The 18,653-nt window shown below is 68.0% G+C and carries 18 protein-coding genes; 15 read left to right on the top strand and 3 right to left on the bottom strand.

What is annotated here, in order from left to right; translation table 11 throughout:
* Entirely contained in the window at positions 1 to 834 is an 834-nt protein-coding gene (locus AC1DNF_RS15860) for an ABC transporter permease (RefSeq protein WP_478149563.1), read from the top strand.
* Between the two features lie 39 nt (positions 835 to 873).
* Here AC1DNF_RS15860 and AC1DNF_RS15855 read toward each other — a convergent pair whose 3' ends face one another.
* A complete protein-coding gene (locus tag AC1DNF_RS15855; protein ID WP_478149562.1) occupies positions 874 to 2,478 on the bottom strand; it encodes a transglycosylase SLT domain-containing protein in 1,605 nt (534 codons plus the stop codon).
* Positions 2,475 to 3,272 carry a hydroxyacylglutathione hydrolase gene (gloB, locus tag AC1DNF_RS15850; RefSeq protein WP_478149561.1) on the bottom strand — a complete coding sequence of 266 codons (798 nt, stop codon included), beginning with the start codon at positions 3,270 to 3,272 and terminating at the stop codon, positions 2,475 to 2,477. Before gloB ends, AC1DNF_RS15855 begins: the two co-directional genes overlap by 4 nt.
* On the opposite strand from gloB, the gene AC1DNF_RS15845 reads away from it, so the two are divergent.
* The 12 genes from AC1DNF_RS15845 (at position 3,271) to AC1DNF_RS15790 (ending at position 14,566) form a co-directional block, all read left to right on the top strand.
* Entirely contained in the window at positions 3,271 to 4,041 is a 771-nt protein-coding gene (locus AC1DNF_RS15845; RefSeq protein WP_478149560.1) for a class I SAM-dependent methyltransferase, read from the top strand. The genes gloB and AC1DNF_RS15845 overlap by 2 nt on opposite strands.
* An 18-nt stretch (positions 4,042 to 4,059) precedes the next feature.
* Complete coding sequence (gene rnhA / locus AC1DNF_RS15840; protein ID WP_478149559.1) at positions 4,060 to 4,509, top strand: ribonuclease HI; 450 nt, start codon at positions 4,060 to 4,062, stop codon at positions 4,507 to 4,509.
* Between the two features lie 161 nt (positions 4,510 to 4,670).
* Positions 4,671 to 5,600: an AraC-like ligand-binding domain-containing protein gene (locus AC1DNF_RS15835; protein ID WP_478149558.1), complete on the top strand. Its 930-nt coding sequence runs from the start codon at positions 4,671 to 4,673 to the stop codon at positions 5,598 to 5,600.
* Between the two features lie 109 nt (positions 5,601 to 5,709).
* Positions 5,710 to 5,937 carry a hypothetical protein gene (locus AC1DNF_RS15830; RefSeq protein WP_478149557.1) on the top strand — a complete coding sequence of 76 codons (228 nt, stop codon included), beginning with the start codon at positions 5,710 to 5,712 and terminating at the stop codon, positions 5,935 to 5,937.
* Positions 5,934 to 7,346: an amidase gene (locus AC1DNF_RS15825; RefSeq protein ID WP_478149556.1), complete on the top strand. Its 1,413-nt coding sequence runs from the start codon at positions 5,934 to 5,936 to the stop codon at positions 7,344 to 7,346. The genes AC1DNF_RS15830 and AC1DNF_RS15825 overlap by 4 nt, the downstream gene beginning before the upstream one ends.
* A 98-nt stretch (positions 7,347 to 7,444) precedes the next feature.
* Entirely contained in the window at positions 7,445 to 8,845 is a 1,401-nt protein-coding gene (locus AC1DNF_RS15820; protein ID WP_478149555.1) for an amidase, read from the top strand.
* Positions 8,846 to 8,894: 49 nt separating this feature from the next.
* The gene (locus AC1DNF_RS15815) at positions 8,895 to 10,136 is read left to right on the top strand and encodes an urea ABC transporter substrate-binding protein (protein WP_478149554.1); all 1,242 of its coding nucleotides are present in this window, start codon (positions 8,895 to 8,897) and stop codon (positions 10,134 to 10,136) included.
* 31 nt (positions 10,137 to 10,167) lie between these two features.
* Positions 10,168 to 11,034, top strand: a complete 867-nt coding sequence (locus AC1DNF_RS15810) for an ABC transporter permease subunit (protein ID WP_478149553.1) — start codon at positions 10,168 to 10,170, stop codon at positions 11,032 to 11,034.
* 29 nt (positions 11,035 to 11,063) lie between these two features.
* Positions 11,064 to 12,125 (top strand): branched-chain amino acid ABC transporter permease, encoded by a 1,062-nt coding sequence (locus tag AC1DNF_RS15805; RefSeq protein ID WP_478149552.1) that lies wholly within the window; start codon positions 11,064 to 11,066, stop codon positions 12,123 to 12,125.
* Positions 12,122 to 12,847: an ABC transporter ATP-binding protein gene (locus AC1DNF_RS15800; protein WP_478149551.1), complete on the top strand. Its 726-nt coding sequence runs from the start codon at positions 12,122 to 12,124 to the stop codon at positions 12,845 to 12,847. The genes AC1DNF_RS15805 and AC1DNF_RS15800 overlap by 4 nt, the downstream gene beginning before the upstream one ends.
* Complete coding sequence (locus tag AC1DNF_RS15795; protein WP_478149550.1) at positions 12,837 to 13,547, top strand: ABC transporter ATP-binding protein; 711 nt, start codon at positions 12,837 to 12,839, stop codon at positions 13,545 to 13,547. The genes AC1DNF_RS15800 and AC1DNF_RS15795 overlap by 11 nt, the downstream gene beginning before the upstream one ends.
* Before the next feature lie 29 nt (positions 13,548 to 13,576).
* Positions 13,577 to 14,566 carry an acetamidase/formamidase family protein gene (locus AC1DNF_RS15790; RefSeq protein WP_478149549.1) on the top strand — a complete coding sequence of 330 codons (990 nt, stop codon included), beginning with the start codon at positions 13,577 to 13,579 and terminating at the stop codon, positions 14,564 to 14,566.
* A 6-nt stretch (positions 14,567 to 14,572) separates the two neighbouring features.
* Here the strand turns inward: AC1DNF_RS15790 and AC1DNF_RS15785 are convergent, their stop codons facing one another.
* Entirely contained in the window at positions 14,573 to 15,064 is a 492-nt protein-coding gene (locus AC1DNF_RS15785) for a Crp/Fnr family transcriptional regulator (protein WP_478149548.1), read from the bottom strand.
* 213 nt (positions 15,065 to 15,277) lie between these two features.
* Between AC1DNF_RS15785 and AC1DNF_RS15780 the strand changes: the two genes are divergently transcribed.
* Together AC1DNF_RS15780 and AC1DNF_RS15775 are read left to right on the top strand one after the other, a co-directional pair.
* On the top strand, positions 15,278 to 17,473 hold the full coding sequence (locus AC1DNF_RS15780; protein ID WP_478149598.1) for a type I secretion system permease/ATPase: 2,196 nt from the start codon (positions 15,278 to 15,280) through the stop codon (positions 17,471 to 17,473).
* Positions 17,470 to 18,630: a hypothetical protein gene (locus AC1DNF_RS15775; RefSeq protein ID WP_478149547.1), complete on the top strand. Its 1,161-nt coding sequence runs from the start codon at positions 17,470 to 17,472 to the stop codon at positions 18,628 to 18,630. Before AC1DNF_RS15780 ends, AC1DNF_RS15775 begins: the two co-directional genes overlap by 4 nt.
* Positions 18,631 to 18,653 lie beyond the last annotated feature (23 nt).

Raw genomic sequence — 18,653 nt, 5'->3', positions numbered from 1 at the left:
ATGCGCCTTCGCCCCGACGAGCGCAACGCGCGCTTCTGGCAGATCACGCTGCTCGTGATCTTGCTGGTGGCCTGGCACCTTGCATCGCGCAACGAACAATTCGCCTTCTTCCTCGGCGAGCCGATCAGCGTCGCGGGCCGTATCTGGAGCTGGTTCCTGCCCCTGGCCGTTCCCCCCAACGCGCTGTTCCTCGAAGGCCTGCCGGGCAACGCCGACATCTACCTGCATCTGGGCACCACGCTGCTCGAAACCGTGCTGGCCTTCGGCATCGGCACGCTGCTGGGGCTCGCCTGCGGACTGTGGCTGGCGCTCGCGCCGACCGCCAGCCTGATCCTCGACCCCTACATCAAGGCCGCGAACTCGATGCCGCGGGTGATCCTGGCGCCGATCTTCGCGTTGTGGTTCGGCCTGGGCATCTGGAGCAAGGTGGCGCTGGCGGTCACGCTGGTGTTCTTCATCGTGTTCTTCAACGTCTACCAGGGCGTCAAGGAGGTGAGCCCGGTGGTGCTGGCCAATGCGCGCATGCTCGGCGCCAGCCAACGGCAGCTGCTGCGCACCGTGTACCTGCCGAGCGCAACCAGCTGGGTCTTCTCGAGCCTGCATACCTCCGTGGGGCTGGCCTTCGTCGGCGCGGTGGTCGGCGAATACCTGGGCTCGGCACGCGGCGTGGGTTACCTGATCCTGCAGGCCGAGGGCACCTTCGACGTCAATACGGTGTTCGCCGGCATCGTCGTGCTCACGGCCTTCGCCCTCGTGCTCGACGGCCTGGTCGGCATCATCGAAAAGCGCCTGATGAAGTGGCAGCCGCGCAGCGGCGAAACCGAAAAGCTCTAGCGTCCCAGGTCGCCGAAGTTCGCACCGCCAGGTCTGGATCTAGCGCTTCTTCTTCGCCGGCGTGCCGCCGCGCTTTTCGCGCGTGACCGGCCTGGCGGCCTGTTTCACGATCGGCACGCTCTTGCTCGCGGGCACCTTGGCGCTGCCGCCCCCGCGCTTGTTGCCGGCGGTGGTCGCCACCGCGCTGGTGCGCTGCAAGTGCTGCGAGTGGGCGGAGGCGCCGCTGCCCACGCGATCGACCGCCGCCCGCACCGGCAGGTAGACGACCACCTCGAAGCCGCGCTTGAAGGCATGGTTCGCCTTCACGTCGTTCCACTCCGCGACGCTGGCCGGGGCCAGCTTGTAGCGGTGGGCGATGCTTGCGACGCTGTCGTTGCGCCCGGCCCTGACGACGGTGCGCCGCGTCACGATCTCGGGCTGGAAGCTCAGGTGTCCGGTGTCGGCGACGAGTGCCACCACGTCTTCGGTGACGCGCGAGCCGCGCGGCACGATCAGCGTCGAGCCGGCCTTGATCAGCATGCGCGGCGGGATGTTGTTGATGGCTCGCAGGTCGGTCTCGCTCATGCCGGATCTTTGCGCCGCGTCGGCGACCGTCATGGTGGTCGGCACGGTCCACGCGGTCCAGCTCGCGTACTGGCCCTGCGAATAGGCCTCGAAGTTGCGCTCGAAGACGGCGGCGTTGTCCCACGGCAGCAGGATCTCGGGCGTGCCGGCGGCCAGCAGCACCGGCTTGTGGGCGGAGGGGTTGAGCGCGCGGAAGTCATCGATCTTCACGTCGGCCAGCTTCGCGGCCAGGGCGACGTCGAGATCGCGCTTGAGCGTGACGGTCTGGAAATAGGGGTGGTTGGCAATCACCGGAAGCTCGGCGTTGAAGCGCTCCGGATTGGCGACGATGTTCTTCACCGCCTGCAGCTTCGGCACGTAGAGCCGCGTCTCGGCCGGCATGTTGAGGTCGGCGTAGGTGGTGGGCAGGCCGGCGCGCTGGTTCCTCGCGATCGCCTTGCTCACATTGCCTTCGCCCCAGTTGTAGGCGGCCAGGGCCAGTTGCCAGTCGCCGAACATGCCGTAGAGCTTCTGCAGGTAGTCGAGCGCCGCGCGCGTCGAGGCCACCACATCGCGCCGGTCGTCGCGGAAGATGTTCTGCTTCAGGTCGAAGTCGATGCCCGTCGCCGGCATGAACTGCCACATGCCGGTGGCCTTGGCGCTGGAGATCGCCTGCGGATTGAAGGCGCTCTCGATATAGGGCAGCAGCGCGATCTCGGTCGGCATGTCGCGGCGCTCGAGTTCCTCGACGATGTGGAAGATGTAGCGGCTCGACCGTTCCGTCATGCGCTGGAGGTAGTCCGGACGGCTCGCATACCACTGCTCGCGTTCGTGCACCGCGTCGTTGTCGAGGTCCGGCATCTTGAAGCCGCGGCGGATGCGGTCCCACATGTCGGTGGGGGGCGCGAGCGTGACGACGGTGCGCGACTTGGTCTCGCCGGAGGTGATCGGGGTGAGGGGGCCGCGGGGATAGAGCGGCGAGCCGCCGGTGGCGCTCGCCGTGCCCGAGGCGGAGTCGCCCGGGGAGGTCGTGCCTGTGGTGCTCGCGCAGCCCGCCAGAAACAGCGAGCCTGCAAGACAGGCGGCAACGATAAATTTCATCGAAAGTCGTTTTTCCATTGGCGCAGCGCTCCGAACACATCGGCTTCCGCGGTCGGGGCGGGGAGGCCGGCGTGAGCGTGAATCGCTCGAAGGACAGTGGCTTCGCGGCTGCGAAGAAAGGGATTGATCCGGCGTTCGGTGCCGAGCCGCGAAGGCAGCGTCGGCGCTCCGCGCGCGCGCAATGCTTCGCACTGCGCCGTGTACTGAGTCAGATCGGCGTTGCCGGGTTCCACCGCGCGCGCGAACTTCAGGTTAGCAAGTGTGTATTCGTGGCCGCAGCATACGCGCGTGTCGCCCGGCAGGGCGGCCAGCTTGTCGAGCGAGGCCAGCATCTGCGCCGGCGTGCCTTCGAACAGGCGCCCGCATCCGCCCGAGAACAGGGTGTCGCCGCAGAAGAGCAATGGCGCGAGTTCGCCGGCGGCGCTATTGTGCGCATCGGCGGGCAGAAAGAATGCGATGTGGCCGGCCGTGTGGCCCGGGATGTCGATCACCTCGAAGCGCAGGCCGAGCGCTTCGGCATGGTCGCCCGCGGCGAGCGGGGTGAAGGGTTCGGGAATGCGTTCGCGGGCCGGGCCGAAGACCTTGGCGCCGGTGGCCGCGTGGAGCGCCGCCACGCCGCCGGTGTGATCGGCGTGATGGTGCGTGACTAGAATCGCGGCCAGTTGCAGACCGCCATGTGTCAGTGCATCGAACACCGGCTTGGCTTCCCCGGGATCGACCACGAGCGCATGGCGTCCATCCTGCAGCATCCAGATGTAGTTGTCGGCGAAGGCGGGCAGCGGAACGAGGGTCATGAGCGGTCAAATTATAGGTTTGCATGAGTGGTTCGATACCCCCCCCGGCCGCTATCTGCTGGCCTGGGAGCAGGCCCAATTCGATCAGGCGGTGGCCGACGTGTTCGGCTACCACGCGCTGCAGCTCGGCCTGTCGGAGGTCCAGGGGCTGCGCGCCAACCGCATGCCGCACCGCTGGCTCGCCTTGTCGGACCCGGCGCAGGCTTCGCGCAGCGCGCTGGTGACGGACTTCACCGCCTTGCCTTTTTCCGCCAACAGCCTCGACCTCGTCGTGCTTCCGCATACGCTGGAGTTGAGCCTCGACCCGCACGCGACTCTGCGCGAGGTCGAGCGCGTGCTGGTGCCCGAAGGCCGGGTCGTCATCTGCGGGCTCAACCCGACGAGCTTCTGGGGCATGCGGCAGCGCCGCGCCCATCTCTACCGCCGCCTGGGCTTCGGCGAGCTCTTCCTGCCCGAGGCGGGCGATTTCATCGGCTATCGCCGCATGCGCGACTGGCTCAGGCTCCTGAGCTTCGAGGTCGAATCGGGGCGCTTCGGCATCTACAGGCCCGCGGTGACGAGCGAGGCCTGGCTGGAGCGCTGCCGCTGGCTCGATACCGCCGGCGAGCGCTGGTGGCCGATCTTCGGCGCGGTTTATTTTCTGGTCGCGGTCAAGCGCGTGCGCGGCATGCGGCTGCTGAGCGCCGAATGGCGTCGCGCGGCCTCGCGTGCCAGCGCGCCCGTGCCGATCGCCGGCTCGGTGCATCGCGACCTCACGCATCATCGATAACAGGACAAGAGGAACGTTTTGGACGAAGTACAGATTTACACCGACGGCGCATGCAAGGGCAATCCCGGGCCGGGAGGCTGGGGTGCATGGCTCAAGTCGGGGGCGACGGAGAAGGAGCTGTTCGGCGGCGAGCTCAACACCACCAACAACCGGATGGAGCTTCAAGCCGTGATCGAGGGGCTGCGCGCCCTCAAGCGGCCCTGCAAGGTCACGCTCTATCTCGACAGCCAGTATGTGCGCATGGGCATCACCGAATGGATCCACGGCTGGAAGGCCAAGGGCTGGCGCACCTCGACCAAGCAGCCGGTGAAGAACGTCGAGCTCTGGCAGGCGCTCGACAAGCTGGTGGCGGGCGGGGGCCACAAGATCGAATGGCGCTGGGTCAAGGGGCATTCGGGCGATCCGGGCAACGAGCGGGCGGACATGCTGGCCAACAAGGGCGTGGAGCGCGCGCTGGGCCGCCTCTGAGTCCGGGGGAGGCCGACCTACGGGTCATCCCCGACGCGTCGAACGCTCGGGACTTGTAGAGTCGCCGCGAGGTCGTGCCATCGTGGTGCGGGGCACGGTTGTTGCATGGGAGTCGATCTGCCTTTCACCGGCGCGTTCAGGCCACGCTTCAGCTTCGCACCATGGAACTCCACTACTCGACGGACACTGTCGAACGCGGCCAGCGTTTCGACTACTGGCGCGATGTCGTGTGCAGGCACTTCATCCCGGCGGCGAGCCATGTGCCCGATCGCGAGCATTTCGACGCGAGCTTTTCCGTGCGTTCGCTCGGCAGCCTGACCCTGGCCGAGATGTCCTCGCCGCGGCACTACTGGGACCGCGACGCCCACCACCTGCGCAGCGGCCCCAACGAGGACTTCATGCTGAGCCTGATGGTGTCCGGGCAAGGCTGCCTCTCGCAGGCCGGCCGCCAGGTGGTACAGCGCAACGGCGACATCGTGCTGTACGACGCCGCGCGTCCCTTCGCCTTCGACCTGGCGCCCGAGTCGACAGTGCTGGTGCGCATTCCGCGCAAGCAGCTTCTCTTTCGCGTGCCGGAGGCCGAGAACCTCACGGCGATGCATCTGGCCGAGGGGCATCCGGTCGCCAGGTTGCTCGGCAACATGATCCGGGAGGCCGCGGTGATCGAGCTGGCCGGGCGCGAGGCCACGCAGGCCAGCGTGGCGAGCGCGCTGCTCGACATGCTGTCGGCCGTACTGCAGTTCCAGCTGTCGGACTCGGGCGTGGTGCGCTCGTCGCACGACGCGCTCTTCCAGAAGGCCCGGGACTACATCACGGCGCACCTGGACGATTGCGAGCTCGATGTCGAGCAGATCGCGGCGGCCCAGCATGTGTCGGCCAGGACCTTGACCCGGGTCTTCGCCGAGCACGGGACGACGCCGATGCAATGGCTTTGGAAGCAGCGTCTGGAGGCGAGCCATTGCGCGTTGCGCGAGGGCAGGGCACGGCAGGTGACGCAGGCGGCCTTCCAGTACGGGTTCAGTGATCTCTCCCATTTCTGCCGGGTCTTCAAGAAGGTCTACGGGGTGACGCCGCAGACGCTGCTGCGCTAGCGCCCCGCGCGGGCGTGGCGGGCGCAGGCCATCGCCTTGGCGATCCCAGCCAAGCAAGGCCCCCGAGGGCTCCGTATCGTCGATCCGTCGATCACGAACGGAGACAACGATGGATTCACAACCCCGCGCGCCCACCCCGGTGGACGTTGCCACGCTCGCCGCGCATGCCGCGCTGGTGCTGAGCCCTGCGCGGGCAGCGGCCGTCGAGGCGGTGCTTTCGGCCTGGGTCCGGGACGCGAATGCGCTCAGCCGCAAGATGAGCGATCCCGCGCATCGGGGCCTGATGCCGGTCACCACCTTCGCGCACGCCCACGAAGACTTGGAGGCCAAGCCGTGAGCAGCCCCGCGGACCTCACCCTGGCGCAGGCCGCGCGCCTCGTGCGCGAACGCAAGCTCTCTCCGGTCGAGCTGGTCGAGGCTTCGCTGGCGCGCATCAAGGCACACGACGGCGTGCTCAAGTCCTTCATCACCGTTTTCGAGGAGCAGGCCCTGCAGGTCGCGAAGGCGGCGGAGATGCTGTCGGGCGCGGGGCATGAACTGGGCCCGCTGCAGGGCATCCCGATCGCGCTGAAGGACAACATCGCCGTGCGCGGCACCCGCACCACGGCCGGCAGCAGGATCCTGAGTGACTGGCTGCCCGAGGCGGACGCCACGGTCGCCACGCGCCTGCGCCAGGCCGGCGCCATCTTCATCGGCAAGACCAACATGCACGAATTCGCCTGGGGCGGCACATCGGCCAACCCGCACTACGGCGTGGTGCGCAACCCCTGGAACACCGATCGCTTCCCGGCCGGCTCCAGCGGCGGCTCGGCGGTCGCCGTGGCCGCGCGCTTCTGCTTCGGCGCCGTGGGCACCGACACCGGAGGCTCGATCCGCCTGCCGTCGGCCGTCAACGGCACCGTCGGCCTGCGCCCCAGCTACGGGCGCGTGAGCAACCACGGCATCGTCCCGCTGGCCTGGAGCATGGACACCGCCGGTCCGATGACGCGCACGGTGGAGGACTGCGCCCTGATGTTCGGCGCCATGGCCGGCTTCGACGCCCGCGATGCCGCCAGCGCGCCGCGGGCCTGCGACGACTACCTGCGCGAACTCGCGGGCGGCTGCCGCAAGCTGCGCATCGGCGTCGTGCCGGGCTATTTCTTCGAGCACCTGCAGGCGCCGGTGCGCGATGCGGTGAAGGCCGCGCTCGCCACCTTCGTCGAACTGGGCGCGACGGTCGTCGACGTCGACATCCGCAACATCCACGGCAACATCTCGGCGCAGCTCACCATCGAATCGGCCGAGCCCAGCACCTACCACCAGCGCGACCTGCGCGAGCGCCCCGGCGACTACGGCGAGGATGTGCGCACCCTGCTGGAGACCGGAGAACTGCTGCTCGCCACCCACTACCTGCAGGCGCAGCGCTATCGCGCGCTGCTGCGCGGCGAGTTCCTGGCGGCCTTCAGGACGGTGGACGTCTTCATCTGCCCCACGCTGCCCTTCGCCGCCACCCGTGTCGGCGAGACCAGGGTCGTCATCGAGAACGGCGTGGAAGAAGACATGCTCTCGGCCATCATGCAGTTCACGGGCGTGGCGAGTCTCACGGGCCTGCCTTCGCTCAACGTCCCCTGCGGCTTCGATCCCGACGGTCTGCCGATCGGCATGCAGATCATCGGCCGGCCCTTCGACGAGGCCACGCTGCTGCGCACCGGCCATGCCTTCCAGCAGGCGACCGGGTTCCACACCCGCGCGCCGCTGCTTTCGTGACTTGGCGGTATCAGCACATCGACGTGGCGCCGCAGTCCAAGCGACATCGGCGGATCGCCGCTACCTTGGACCCTTCCATCGAGAGGAGCACCCATCCCATGCCGAACACCGACCTGCACTACCTTGAACTGCTCGAAGTGGGCAGGCTCATCCAGTCGAAGGAACTGTCCCCCGTCGAGGTGACGAAGGCCCAGCTCGCGCGCATCCAGGCGCTCGACGGCAGGCTGAAGAGCTACGCCACGGTGATGGCCGACCAGGCGCTCGCCGATGCGAAGCAGGCCGAGGCCGAGATCGCGCGGGGCAGGGTGCGCGGCCCGCTGCACGGCGTGCCGATCGGCGTCAAGGACCTGTGCTGGACGAAGGGCGTGACCACCGCCGCGGGCATGACGCTGTACCGGGATTTCAAGCCGACCACCGATGGGACAGTGGTGCGCAAGCTGCGCGAAGCGGGTGCTGTCATCCTGGGCAAGCTGCAGCTCACCGAGAGCGCCTATGCCGACCACCACCCCAGCATCAGCCCGCCGGTGAATCCGTGGAACGCCGCGCACTGGTCGGGTGCCTCTTCCAGCGGCTCGGGCGTGGCGACCGCCGCCGGCCTCTGCTATGGCTCGCTCGGCACGGACACCGGCGGCTCCATCCGCTTTCCTTCGGCGGCCAACGGGCTCATCGGCCTGAAGCCGACCTGGGGACGCGTCAGCCGCCATGGCGCCTTCGAACTCGCCGCCACGCTCGACCACATCGGCCCGATGACGCGCAGCGCGGCCGACGCCGGCGCCATGCTGGGCGTGATCGCGGGCGCGGACGTCGACGACCCGACCGCCAGCCTCGAGCCGGTGCCCGACTACCTCGCCACGATGAAGCAGGGCCTCGAGGGCCTGCGCGTCGGGGTCGATACGCGCTGGACCACCGAGGGCGTGGATGCGCCGACGCGGGCGGTGCTGGCGGCCGTGATCCAGGCCGTCCGGACGCTCGGCGGCCAGATCGTCGAGGTGGGCTTTCCCGATCCCACGCAGGTCATTGCCGACTGGTTTCCGCTGTGCGGCATCGAAGCCGCGGTGGTTCACGAGAAGACCTACCCTTCCCGCAAGGGCGAGTACGGCCCGGCCATGGCCGGCATCCTCGACCTCGGCCTGGCGCAGAGCGGCACCGACTACCAGAGGATCGTGCTCCACCGCCTCGACTTCAGCGGCCGGGTGCGCGCGATGTTCCAGGGCATCGACCTGCTGCTGATCCCCGCCACCGGCATCGCATCGCCCACGGTCGAGCGCATGTCGAGACTCGGCGAGGACCCCGAGTTGATTGCGGCGATCCTGCGCTACACCTGCCCCTTCGACATGACGGGCAGTCCCACCATCACCTTGCCCGGCGGCTTCACCGAGGCCCACACACCGATCGCCTTCCAGTTCGTCGCGAGGCATTTCGAAGAGAGCCTTCTCGTGCGCGCGGGCTGGGCCTTCCAGCAGGCCACGGACTGGCACAAGAAGCATCCCGCGCTCTGAGACCCGGCCTTTCCCTTCCATTCCCCACCGCACCCGAAAGAAGATCACCATGAAACGACGCACCACGTTCTGCGCGGCTTCCGCGCTGGCTTCCCTGGCGCTGGCCTTCGCTCTCTCCGGCGCCGCCTCGGCCGCCGAGCCCCTGAAGATCGGCCTGATGGAAGACATCTCCGGCGACCTGGCGCTCATGGGCCTGCCCAAGCTCCACGGCTCGCAGCTCGCGGTGGAGGAAATCAACAAGTCCGGCGGCATCATGGGCCGCCAGATCGAGATGATCCACCTGGACCCGCAGGGCGACAACGCGCGCTACCAGGAATTCACGCGCCGCCTGCTGAGCAAGGACAAGGTCGACGTGCTGATCGGCGGCATCACCTCCGCCTCGCGCGAGGCCGTGCGGCCCATCGTCGACCGCACGGACACGCCGTACTTCTATACCAACCAGTACGAGGGCGGCGTCTGCGATGCCAGCATGATCAGCGTGGGCGCGATCCCCGAGCAGCAGTTCTCCACGCTCATTCCCTACATGGTCGAGAAGTTCGGCAAGAAGGTCTACGTGATCGCGGCCGACTACAACTTCGGCCAGATCTCCTCCGAATGGAACCGCACCATCCTCAAGCAGCTGGGCGGCACCGTGGTCGGCGAGGAATTCATTCCGCTGGGCGTCTCGCAGTTCGCTCAGACCATCCAGAACATCCAGAAGGCCAAGCCCGACTGGATCCTCACGATCAATGTCGGGGCGGCGCAGGATTCCTTCTTCGAGCAGGCGCAGGCGGCCAAGCTGAACCTGCCGATGGGCTCGTCCATCAAGGTCATGCTGGGCTTCGAGCACAAGCGCTTCGCGCCCCCGGCGCTCAACCGCATGCACGCGGCGGCCAACTGGTTCGAGGAAATCGACACGCCCGAGGCCGAGGACTTCAAGAAGCGCTGGCACGCCAAGTTCCCGAACGAGCCCTACATCAACGACATGGGCTACAACGCCTACACCGCCATCTACATGTACAAGAACCTGGTGGAGTCGGCCAAGTCCACCAGGCTGGCGGACCTGCGCAAGGTGATCGCCACCGGCAAGGCCTGCGTCGATGCGCCGGAGGGCAACATCTGCATCGACCCGAAGAGCCAGCACATGTCGCACCGCATGCGCCTGATCGCGGTGGACGAGAAGCACAACGTCAAGGTGCTGAAGGACTACGGCGTCATCCAGCCTTACTGGCTGGGCCAGGTCGGCTGCGACCTGACGAAGAAGAACGACCGCAAGCAGTACACGCCTTCGGACCTGCCGAAGAAGTCCTGACGCCGCCGCCATCCGCCCCGAGGGAGCCCCGGTGTTCGCCGAAACCTTCTCGTTCGCCTACCAGTTCGCCGACGTCTTCGCCTTTCTCATCCTCTCGGCGGCCGGCCTGGCCATCGTCTTCGGAATGATGGGGGTCATCAACATGGCCCATGGCGAGTTCATCATGTGCGGCGCCTACGTGACGGTGGGTCTCGTGCATGGCGGGATGCCCCTGCCGCTGGCGCAGGCCTGCGGCACGCTCGCCGCCGGGCTGATCGGCGTCGCGGTGGAGTGGAGCATCGTCAGGAAGCTCTACAAGCGGCCGGTCGATTCGCTGCTCGCCACCTGGGGCCTGAGCCTCATCGTCACGCAGGGCATGCTGCTGGTGGTGGGCTCCTCCATCCCCGGCATCGGCACACCGGAGGGCAGCTTCATGGTCGGGCCCTATACCTTCTCGATCTACAGGGTGGTGCTGTTCGCGGTCGCGGTGGCGGTGCTGGCCTTCATCTACATCATCTTCATGCGCACGCGCTTCGGTGTGCACGCGCGCGCCACCATGCAGAACGCGGCGATCGCGCAGGCGACCGGCGTGCGGGTCGGCAAGGTGTATGCGCTGAGCTTCGGCATCGGCGCGGCGCTGGCGGGCCTGTGCGGCGCCATGTATGCGCCGACCATGACGCTCATCCCGACCATGGGCGCCGGCTTCCTGGTGGAGAGCTTCGTCACGGTGGTGGTGGGCGGCGCGAATGTGCTGCTCGGCACCGCGCCGGCCGGCATCCTGCTGGCCGGCGTGCGCACGGCACTCAACGGCTGGGGCGGACAGATCATCGGCCAGATCGGAATGCTGCTGGCGGTGATCGTCGTCATCCGGCTGCTGCCGGAGGGGCTGTCCGGTTGGTTCGGCCGACGCACCCGCTGAGCCCGCCCCCATCGACGGAGTCGCCTCGCATGTTCAAGCTCATCAATGGCCCGCAGACGCCCGGCACCACGCGCGCGTTCTGGCTTCCCTTCATCGTTCTTCTGGCCGGTGTGCTGGTCTACCCCCTGTTCGCGGACGCCTACGACGTCGGCAACATGGCCTACCTGCTGATCTGGGTCTTCATGGCCATGGGGCTCTGCCTGGTCTGGGGCTACGGCGGAATGATGTCCTTCGGCCAGACCTTTTTCTTCGGCGTCGCGGGCTATGGCTACGGCGTGCTCGCGATCAACCTCGGCGGGGAGGGCGGCACCACGGTGCTGGCCCTCGTGCTGGCCCTCGGCCTGGCGGCATTGGCGGCGGCCGTGCTCGGCTACTTCATGATCTGGGGGCAGGTGGGCGGCGTGTTCTTCGGCATCGTCACGCTCTCGGCGACGCTGGTGCTGGCCTTCTTCCTCGGGCAGACGGCCGGGCCGGAATGGCGCATCGGCAGCGCGCGGCTCAACGGCTTCAACGGCATGAAGGACATGGCCCCGCTGAACATCCCCTGGTTCGGCGACCAGCCGCTGGCCTTCGAGGGCACGGCGCTCTACTACCTCGTCGTCGCGCTCATCCTCTTCGTCTACGTGGGCCTGCGCATGCTGCTGAACTCGCGCTTCGGCAATGTCGTCGTGGCGGTGCGGGAGGACCCGCAGCGCGCCGAGCTGCTGGGCTACGACGTGCGCAAGTACCAGCTCGTCACCTTCATCGTCGGCTCCACGCTGGCCGGCCTGAGCGGGGTGCTCTACACCTCGTGGGGACAGTTCATCACACCGGCCAGCGTGGGCCTGCCCGCGGCGGCGATGCCGATCGTGTGGGTCGCGTTCTCGGGGCGCGGCGACATCACGGCGACGCTGGTCGGCTCCTTCGTCATCCTCTGGGCCTTCCAGACGCTCACCGTCTACAGCCAGCAGGCCGCGCTGCTGCTGATGGGGGCGCTGCTGCTGTGCACCGTCATGCTGGCGCCGCAAGGCTTCGCGATGGGCGTGGTGCAGTCGGCGGCCAGGCTGTGGCGCCCGCGCCCCAAGGCCGCCGCGCAGGAGGGCGGCGCATGACGACTGTATTGCTCAGGACCTCGGGCCTCTCCAAGCGCTTCGGCGGCCATGCGGCCGTCTCCGAAGTCGACCTGGCGGTGAGCGCGGGCGAGATCCATTGCCTGATCGGCCCCAACGGCGCCGGCAAGAGCACGCTCTTCAAGCTCATCGTCGGCACGCATGAGGCCACGGCGGGGCGCATCGAGTTCCGGGGCCATGACGTGACGACGCAGCGCCCCTTCCAGCGGGTGAAGCGGGGCATAAGCATCAAGATGCAGACACCCAGCATCTTCAAGGAGCTGCCGGTGCGGCAGAACATCCACATCGCGCTCCAGCACCATGTGCGCGGCGCCGAACTCGCGAGCGAGGAGGACCGCCTGCTGGCGCTGCTGGATCTCGGACCCGAAGCCGGCAAACCCGCCGGCGCGCTGGCGCATGGCCAGCAGCAATGGCTGGAGATCGGCATGGCGCTGGCGCTCAAGCCCGAACTGCTGCTCATGGACGAGCCGACCGCAGGCCTCTCGCCCGAGGAGACCTTCAGGACCGGCGAACTCATCCAGCGGCTCAACGCGCAAGGCATGACGATGCTGGTGGTCGAGCACGACATGGCCTTCATCCGGCAGATCGCGCAGCGCGTGACCGTGATGCACTTCGGCAAGGTGTTTGCCGAGGGCTCGATCGGCGAGGTGATCGCCGATCCGCGCGTGGCCGAGATCTACCTCGGGAAGACCCATGACCGCTGAGACCGTCCTCGAAGTGCGAGGCCTCAAGGCCAGCTACGGCGCGACGCCCATCCTGCAGGGCGTGGACATGCAGGTCGCCAAGGGCGAGATCGTCAGCCTCATCGGCCGCAACGGCGTCGGCAAGACGACGACGATGCGCTGCCTCATCGGCATGCTGCGGGCCGGCGCGGGCAGCATCCGCCTGCAGGGGCAGGACATCTCGGCCCTGCCGAGCGATGCGCGCGCCAGGCTCGGCGTGGGCTATGTACCGCAGGGGCGCGAAGTCTTCGCCCGCATGACGGTGGCCGAGAACCTGATGGTCGGCGAACTCGTCGGCGGCCCGAAGGGCAGGAAGCAGCCGGAGCTCGTCTACCAGTACTTTCCGCGGCTGGCGGAGCGGCGCAAGCAGCTCGCCGGCACCATGTCCGGCGGCGAGCAGCAGCAGCTGGCCATCGGCCGCGCGCTGGTGGGCAACCCGGCCCTGATGCTGCTCGACGAGCCATCGGAAGGCATTCAGCCGTCCATCGTGCAGCTCATCTGCGACGTGCTGCGCGCGATCCGCCGCGACCTCGGCACCACCATCCTCTTCGTCGAGCAGAATCTTGACACCATCCTCGACGTGGGGGAGCGCGCCTATGTCATGGAGAAAGGCCGGATCGTCGCGAAAATCGACGCCGGCCAAATGAACGCGCAGGCCATTCGCGACCATCTGCTGATCTGAACCCGGACCCACCCCTCTGGAGACATACGATGACTTGGCTCGACACTTCCATCATGCAAACGCGCGGCGTCGGCCGCGGCAACAGCGTCAACACCCATGAGCTGACGGAGGCCCGGCAAGGCCAGTATCTCTTCACCATCGGCCCGTACTCCGAGCCCGTGATGACGGTCAGGCCCGGCGACCGTGTCGTGGTCGAGACCCGCGATGCCTTCAACGGCAAGGTGAACACCGAGCAGGACTTTCCCTCGAAGGTGCTGACCATGCCATTCGTGAATCCGCAGAACGGCCCGATTCTGATCGAGGGCGCGGAGCCGGGCGATGCCATTGCCGTGCACATCGAGTCGATGGCGCCGCGAGGCCCGAATCCGCGCGGGACCTGCTGCATGATCCCGGAGTTCGGCGCCCTCAGCGGCACGGCCTTCACGGCGCTGCTCACCGATGCCCTGCCGGAGAAGGTGCGGAAAGTCGACGTCGACGAAGAGGGCGTCTACTGGAGCCGGCGCGTCACGCTGCCGTACAAGCCGCACATCGGCACGCTGAGCTGCTCGCCCGAGATCGACTCGATCAACACCCTCACGCCCGACCAGCACGGCGGCAACATGGACCTGCCCGACATGGGACCGGGCAGCATCACCTACCTGCCGGTGCGCACGCCGGGCGGGCGCCTCTTCATCGGCGACGCGCACGCCTGCCAGGGCGACGGCGAGGTCTGCGGAACCGCGGTCGAGTACCCGAGCCTGACGACGATCCGGGTCGATCTCATCAAGGGCTGGAACCTCGCCTGGCCGCGCCTGGAGAACGAGGACATGATCATGGCCATCGGCAGCGCCCGCCCGCTGGAGGATGCCGCGCGCATCGCCTACAAGGAGCTGATCCTCTGGATGGAAAAGGAGTACGGCTACGACAGGTGGGATGCCTACATGATGCTGAGCCAGTGCGGCAAGGTGCGGCTGGGGAACTTCGTCGACCCCAAGTACACGGTGGGCGCCGGAATCCTCAGGAAGTACCTCGCACCCTGAAGGCGCTCAGGCGGGCGCGATGCGCTCCGGCGCTTCGAGCGCCTCGCCCATCCTCGCGCGAAAGAGCAGCTCGTCGGTGATGCGCAGGCGTCGGCTCATCTCGCGCGCGATGTTCATCTGGATCAGCGCGAACTGCTCGGCGTCGCGCTCGAACAGACGGAACAGATTGGCGGGCGTGAGTTCGATCGCGCTGCAATCCACATCGGCGCGCACCGAGGCGCTGCGCGGATAGAAATCCAGCAGCGCCATCTCGCCGAAACAGTCGCCTTCCTCCAGCCGCCGCAGCAGCAGCTGGTGGCCCTGCCAGCCCTTGGACACCGTGACGCGCCCGGTCTCGAGCACGTACATGCAGTTGCCCGGATCGCCCTCGCGGAAGAAGAGTTCGCCTGCCGCAACCTTGACGACCGGCGCCGGCTCCAGAAGGAACGCGATGGTGTCCGCGTCGATGGCGCCGAAGACCGGCATCTGCTGCATCAACTCGATCCTCGTCGCCGGCATCCGCATCTCCCAGGTGTGCGCCGCTAGTTTCTCACCGAACGCGCGCGCCGCTGGCGGCCGCGGGCCGTGCCGCGCGTTCGTTGCAAAGCGTTTCCGATGTGAGTTGCCGAATTCCGGGCCGCTGCGGGTATCTTCGCGCCTCTAGAAAAACAACACGACAGGGAGTTGTCGATGCAAGGAACAGAGGGCAGCGCCGCGCCAGCGGCGGGGGCGATGGCGGGCGCGAGCGCGGCCGAAGACGACGCGGCGCGGCCGGTGCTCGCGGGGCGCGCGCTGAGCGCCTTGTGCGTCATCGCGCGTTTCCACCAGGTCGCGGCGGACCCCGCGGCGCTCGCGCATCAGCTCGGCTGCAGTCCGGGCGAGGCTGGAGACACAGACCTCCTGCTGCGCGCGGCGAAGCACCTGGGCCTGAAGGCGAAGCTCTCGCGCAGCGCGCTCGACCGCCTGGCGCTGACGCCGCTGCCGGCCATCGCGCTGCTGCGCGGCGATGGCGGCGAAACCCGCCACGTGGTCCTCGCGCAATGCGATGCGCGGCGGGTGCTGCTGCAAGACCCATCCGCGCCTTCGGCGCGCCCCGTCATCGAACCCCTGGAGGACTTCGCCCAGCAATGGACCGGCGAACTCATCCTCGTCACCAGCCGCGCCAGCCTCGCAGGCGAGCTCGCCAGGTTCGACTTCTCCTGGTTCATTCCGAGCCTGGTGAAGCATCGGCGCCTGCTGGGCGAGGTGCTGGCCATTTCCTTCGTGCTCCAGCTCTTCGCGCTGGTGAGCCCGCTGTTCTTCCAGGTGGTGATGGACAAGGTGCTGGTGCACCGCGGCCTCACCACGCTGGACGTGCTGGTCATCGGCCTGCTGGTGGTCGTGGTCTTCGAGAGCGTGCTCGCCGCGCTGCGCTCGTACATCTTCAGTCACACCACGAGCCGCATCGACGTCGAACTCGGCGCGAGGCTGTTTCGTCACCTGGTGCAACTGCCGCTGGCCTATTTCCAGGCGCGCCGCATCGGCGACTCGGTCGCGCGCGTGCGCGAACTGGAGAACATCCGTGGCTTCCTCACCGGCAACGCGCTCACCGTGCTGCTCGACGTGCTGTTCTCCATCGTCTTCATCGCGGTGATGCTGTTCTACAGCGTGCCGCTCACGCTCATCGTGCTGCTGAGCCTGCCGCTGTACGCCGGCCTGAGCCTCGCGGTGGTGCCGATCCTGCGACAGCGCCTGGACGAGAAGTTCGCCCGCGGTGCCGAGAACCAGGCCATGCTGGTGGAAACGGTCAGCGCCATCCAGACCGTCAAGGCCACGGCGCTGGAGCCCGCCTTCGCGCGGCGCTGGGACAACCAGCTCGCCGCCTACGTCTCGGCCAGCTTCCGGACGCAGAACCTCGCGAGCTGGGCGCACGAGGGCATCAACCTCATCGGCAAGCTGGTGAACGCCGCCACGCTCTGGTTCGGCGCCCATCTGGTGATGGACAACCTTCTGACCGTCGGCCAGTTCGTCGCCTTCAACATGTTCGCCCAGCGGGTGAGCCAGCCCATCATGCGCATGGCCCAGCTGTGGACGGACTTCCAGCAGACCGGTATCTCCATGGCACGGCTGGGCGACATCCTCGACACGCGCACCGAAGTGCCGCCCAGCGCCGCGGCACAGCTGCCGGCGCTCAAGGGCAGCGTGACGCTGGACCAGCTCAGGTTCCGCTACCGCCCCGAGGCGGCCCCGGTGCTCGACGGAGTCAGCCTCGAAGTCCGCCCCGGCGAGGTCATCGGCATCGTCGGCCGCTCCGGCTCGGGCAAGAGCACGCTGACGAAGCTGGTGCAGCGGCTCTACACGCCGGAGCAGGGGAGGCTTCTGGTCGACGGCATCGACATCAGCCTGATCGACGCGTCGCAGTTGAGAAGGCAGATCGGCGTGGTACTGCAGGAGAACACCCTGTTCAACCGCAGCGTGCGCGAGAACATCGCCATCGTCGACCCGGCCGCGCCGATCGAGGCCGTGATGCAGGCGGCGCGGCTGGCCGGCGCGCACCAGTTCATCAGCGAGTTGCCCGAAGGCTACGACACCGTGGTCGGCGAGCAGGGCGCGAGCCTCTCGGGCGGCCAGCGTCAGCGCATCGCCATCGCGCGGGCGCTGTTCACGCAGCCGCGCATTCTGATCTTCGACGAGGCCACCAGCGCGCTCGACTACGAGAGCGAGGCCATCGTCCAGCGCCACATGGCCCACATCTGCCGGGGTCGCACCGTCTTCATCATCGCGCACCGGCTCTCCGCCGTGCGGCATGCGCACCGCATCATCGTGATGGACAGGGGCAGGATCGCCGAAGGCGGCACCCACGAGGCGCTGCTGGCCCGCAAGGGCATCTATGCGCGGCTGTGGGCCATGCAGGATGGCGGGCATCCGGGTGAGGAGGGCGCGCCATGAGCGCCGAGGTCTCGACCCCCAAGGCGGCGGCCGATGCTCCGCGCGTGCGCCATCCCCTTGCCGACCTGCTGCGGCGCTATGCAGCCGTGTTGCGCGCCGCATGGAGGCACCGGCACGAACTGGCCGGCCCCCGGCGACTGGCCGATGAAGCCGCCTTCCTGCCGGCAGCGCTGAGCCTGCAGGACACGCCCGTGCATCCGGCGCCGAGGCGGCTGGCCTTCGTGGTGACCGGCCTCTTCTTCTTCGCGCTGCTGTGGTCGATCTTCGGACAGATCGACATCGTGGCGGTGGCGCCCGGCCGCATCATCGTGAGCGAGCGCACCAAGCTCATCCAGCCGCTGGAACTGAGCGTGGTCAAGCGAGTGCTCGTGAGGGACGGCGACCGCGTGGAGGCCGGCCAGTCCCTGGTGGAGCTGGACCCGACGAGCGCCAGGGCGGACAGAAGCAGCATCGACGAGCAATTGAAATCGGCGCAGTCGGAGGTGCTGCGCACGAGAGCGCTGATGAAGGCGTTGCGCGAACAGGGGCGCTCGGCGCCCGAGCTGGGCAAGAGCATTCCGGCCGGCTGGTCGCAAGCGGAGACGGACGCCGCCCAGGCCCGGCTCGCCGATGAATGGAGCGACATCACGGCCCGGCTCGCCAAGGCGGCGGCCGAGATCAACCGCCGTCAGGCGGAGATCGCCACCGTGCGCGAGATGGTCGCCAAGCTGGAGAGCACATTGCCGATCGCCCTGCAGAGAGAGGCCGACATCAGGAAGCTGGCCGAGCAGGGCTTCATGTCGAGCCACGCGACCCAGGACCGGACGCGCGAGCGCATCGAGCTCGCGCGCGATCTCGCCACGCAGCGCGCCCGGCTCGCGGAAGCCATCGCCACCCTCAGGGAAAGCGAGAACACGCGAGCCGCCTACCTCGCCGAGACGCGCCATGGCCTGAGCGCGCGCGAGGCGGCGGCCGAACTGAAGCGCCATCAAGGCACGCAGGAACTCGCCAAGGCCGGCCAGCGCGAACGCCTGTCTATGTGTTCGGGCGCGGCGATGGGGTCGACACGATCCGGGAGTTCGATGCCACGCCGGGCAACACCGACACGCTGCGTCTCGGCGCCGGCATCGCGGCCGACCAGATCTGGTTCAGCCGGGCGGGCGAGGACCTGGAGCTGAGCATCATCGGCACGGGGGACAAG

The organism is Variovorax sp. 01T432, from assembly GCF_056398605.1.
Note: the sequence above shows the minus strand (reverse complement) of the source record. Positions and strands in the feature narration are given on the sequence as shown.

Coding starts and splice junctions, on each gene's coding strand:
- AC1DNF_RS15860 (WP_478149563.1), top strand. CDS start 1: ATGCGCCTTCGCCCCGACGAGCGCAACGCGCGCTTCTGGCAGATCACG.
- AC1DNF_RS15855 (WP_478149562.1), bottom strand. CDS start 2,478: ATGAAATTTATCGTTGCCGCCTGTCTTGCAGGCTCGCTGTTTCTGGCG.
- AC1DNF_RS15845 (WP_478149560.1), top strand. CDS start 3,271: ATGAGCGGTCAAATTATAGGTTTGCATGAGTGGTTCGATACCCCCCCC.
- gloB (WP_478149561.1), bottom strand. CDS start 3,272: ATGACCCTCGTTCCGCTGCCCGCCTTCGCCGACAACTACATCTGGATG.
- AC1DNF_RS15835 (WP_478149558.1), top strand. CDS start 4,671: ATGGAACTCCACTACTCGACGGACACTGTCGAACGCGGCCAGCGTTTC.
- AC1DNF_RS15830 (WP_478149557.1), top strand. CDS start 5,710: ATGGATTCACAACCCCGCGCGCCCACCCCGGTGGACGTTGCCACGCTC.
- AC1DNF_RS15820 (WP_478149555.1), top strand. CDS start 7,445: ATGCCGAACACCGACCTGCACTACCTTGAACTGCTCGAAGTGGGCAGG.
- AC1DNF_RS15815 (WP_478149554.1), top strand. CDS start 8,895: ATGAAACGACGCACCACGTTCTGCGCGGCTTCCGCGCTGGCTTCCCTG.
- AC1DNF_RS15805 (WP_478149552.1), top strand. CDS start 11,064: ATGTTCAAGCTCATCAATGGCCCGCAGACGCCCGGCACCACGCGCGCG.
- AC1DNF_RS15800 (WP_478149551.1), top strand. CDS start 12,122: ATGACGACTGTATTGCTCAGGACCTCGGGCCTCTCCAAGCGCTTCGGC.
- AC1DNF_RS15795 (WP_478149550.1), top strand. CDS start 12,837: ATGACCGCTGAGACCGTCCTCGAAGTGCGAGGCCTCAAGGCCAGCTAC.
- AC1DNF_RS15790 (WP_478149549.1), top strand. CDS start 13,577: ATGACTTGGCTCGACACTTCCATCATGCAAACGCGCGGCGTCGGCCGC.
- AC1DNF_RS15785 (WP_478149548.1), bottom strand. CDS start 15,064: ATGCCGGCGACGAGGATCGAGTTGATGCAGCAGATGCCGGTCTTCGGC.
- AC1DNF_RS15780 (WP_478149598.1), top strand. CDS start 15,278: ATGGCGGGCGCGAGCGCGGCCGAAGACGACGCGGCGCGGCCGGTGCTC.
- AC1DNF_RS15775 (WP_478149547.1), top strand. CDS start 17,470: ATGAGCGCCGAGGTCTCGACCCCCAAGGCGGCGGCCGATGCTCCGCGC.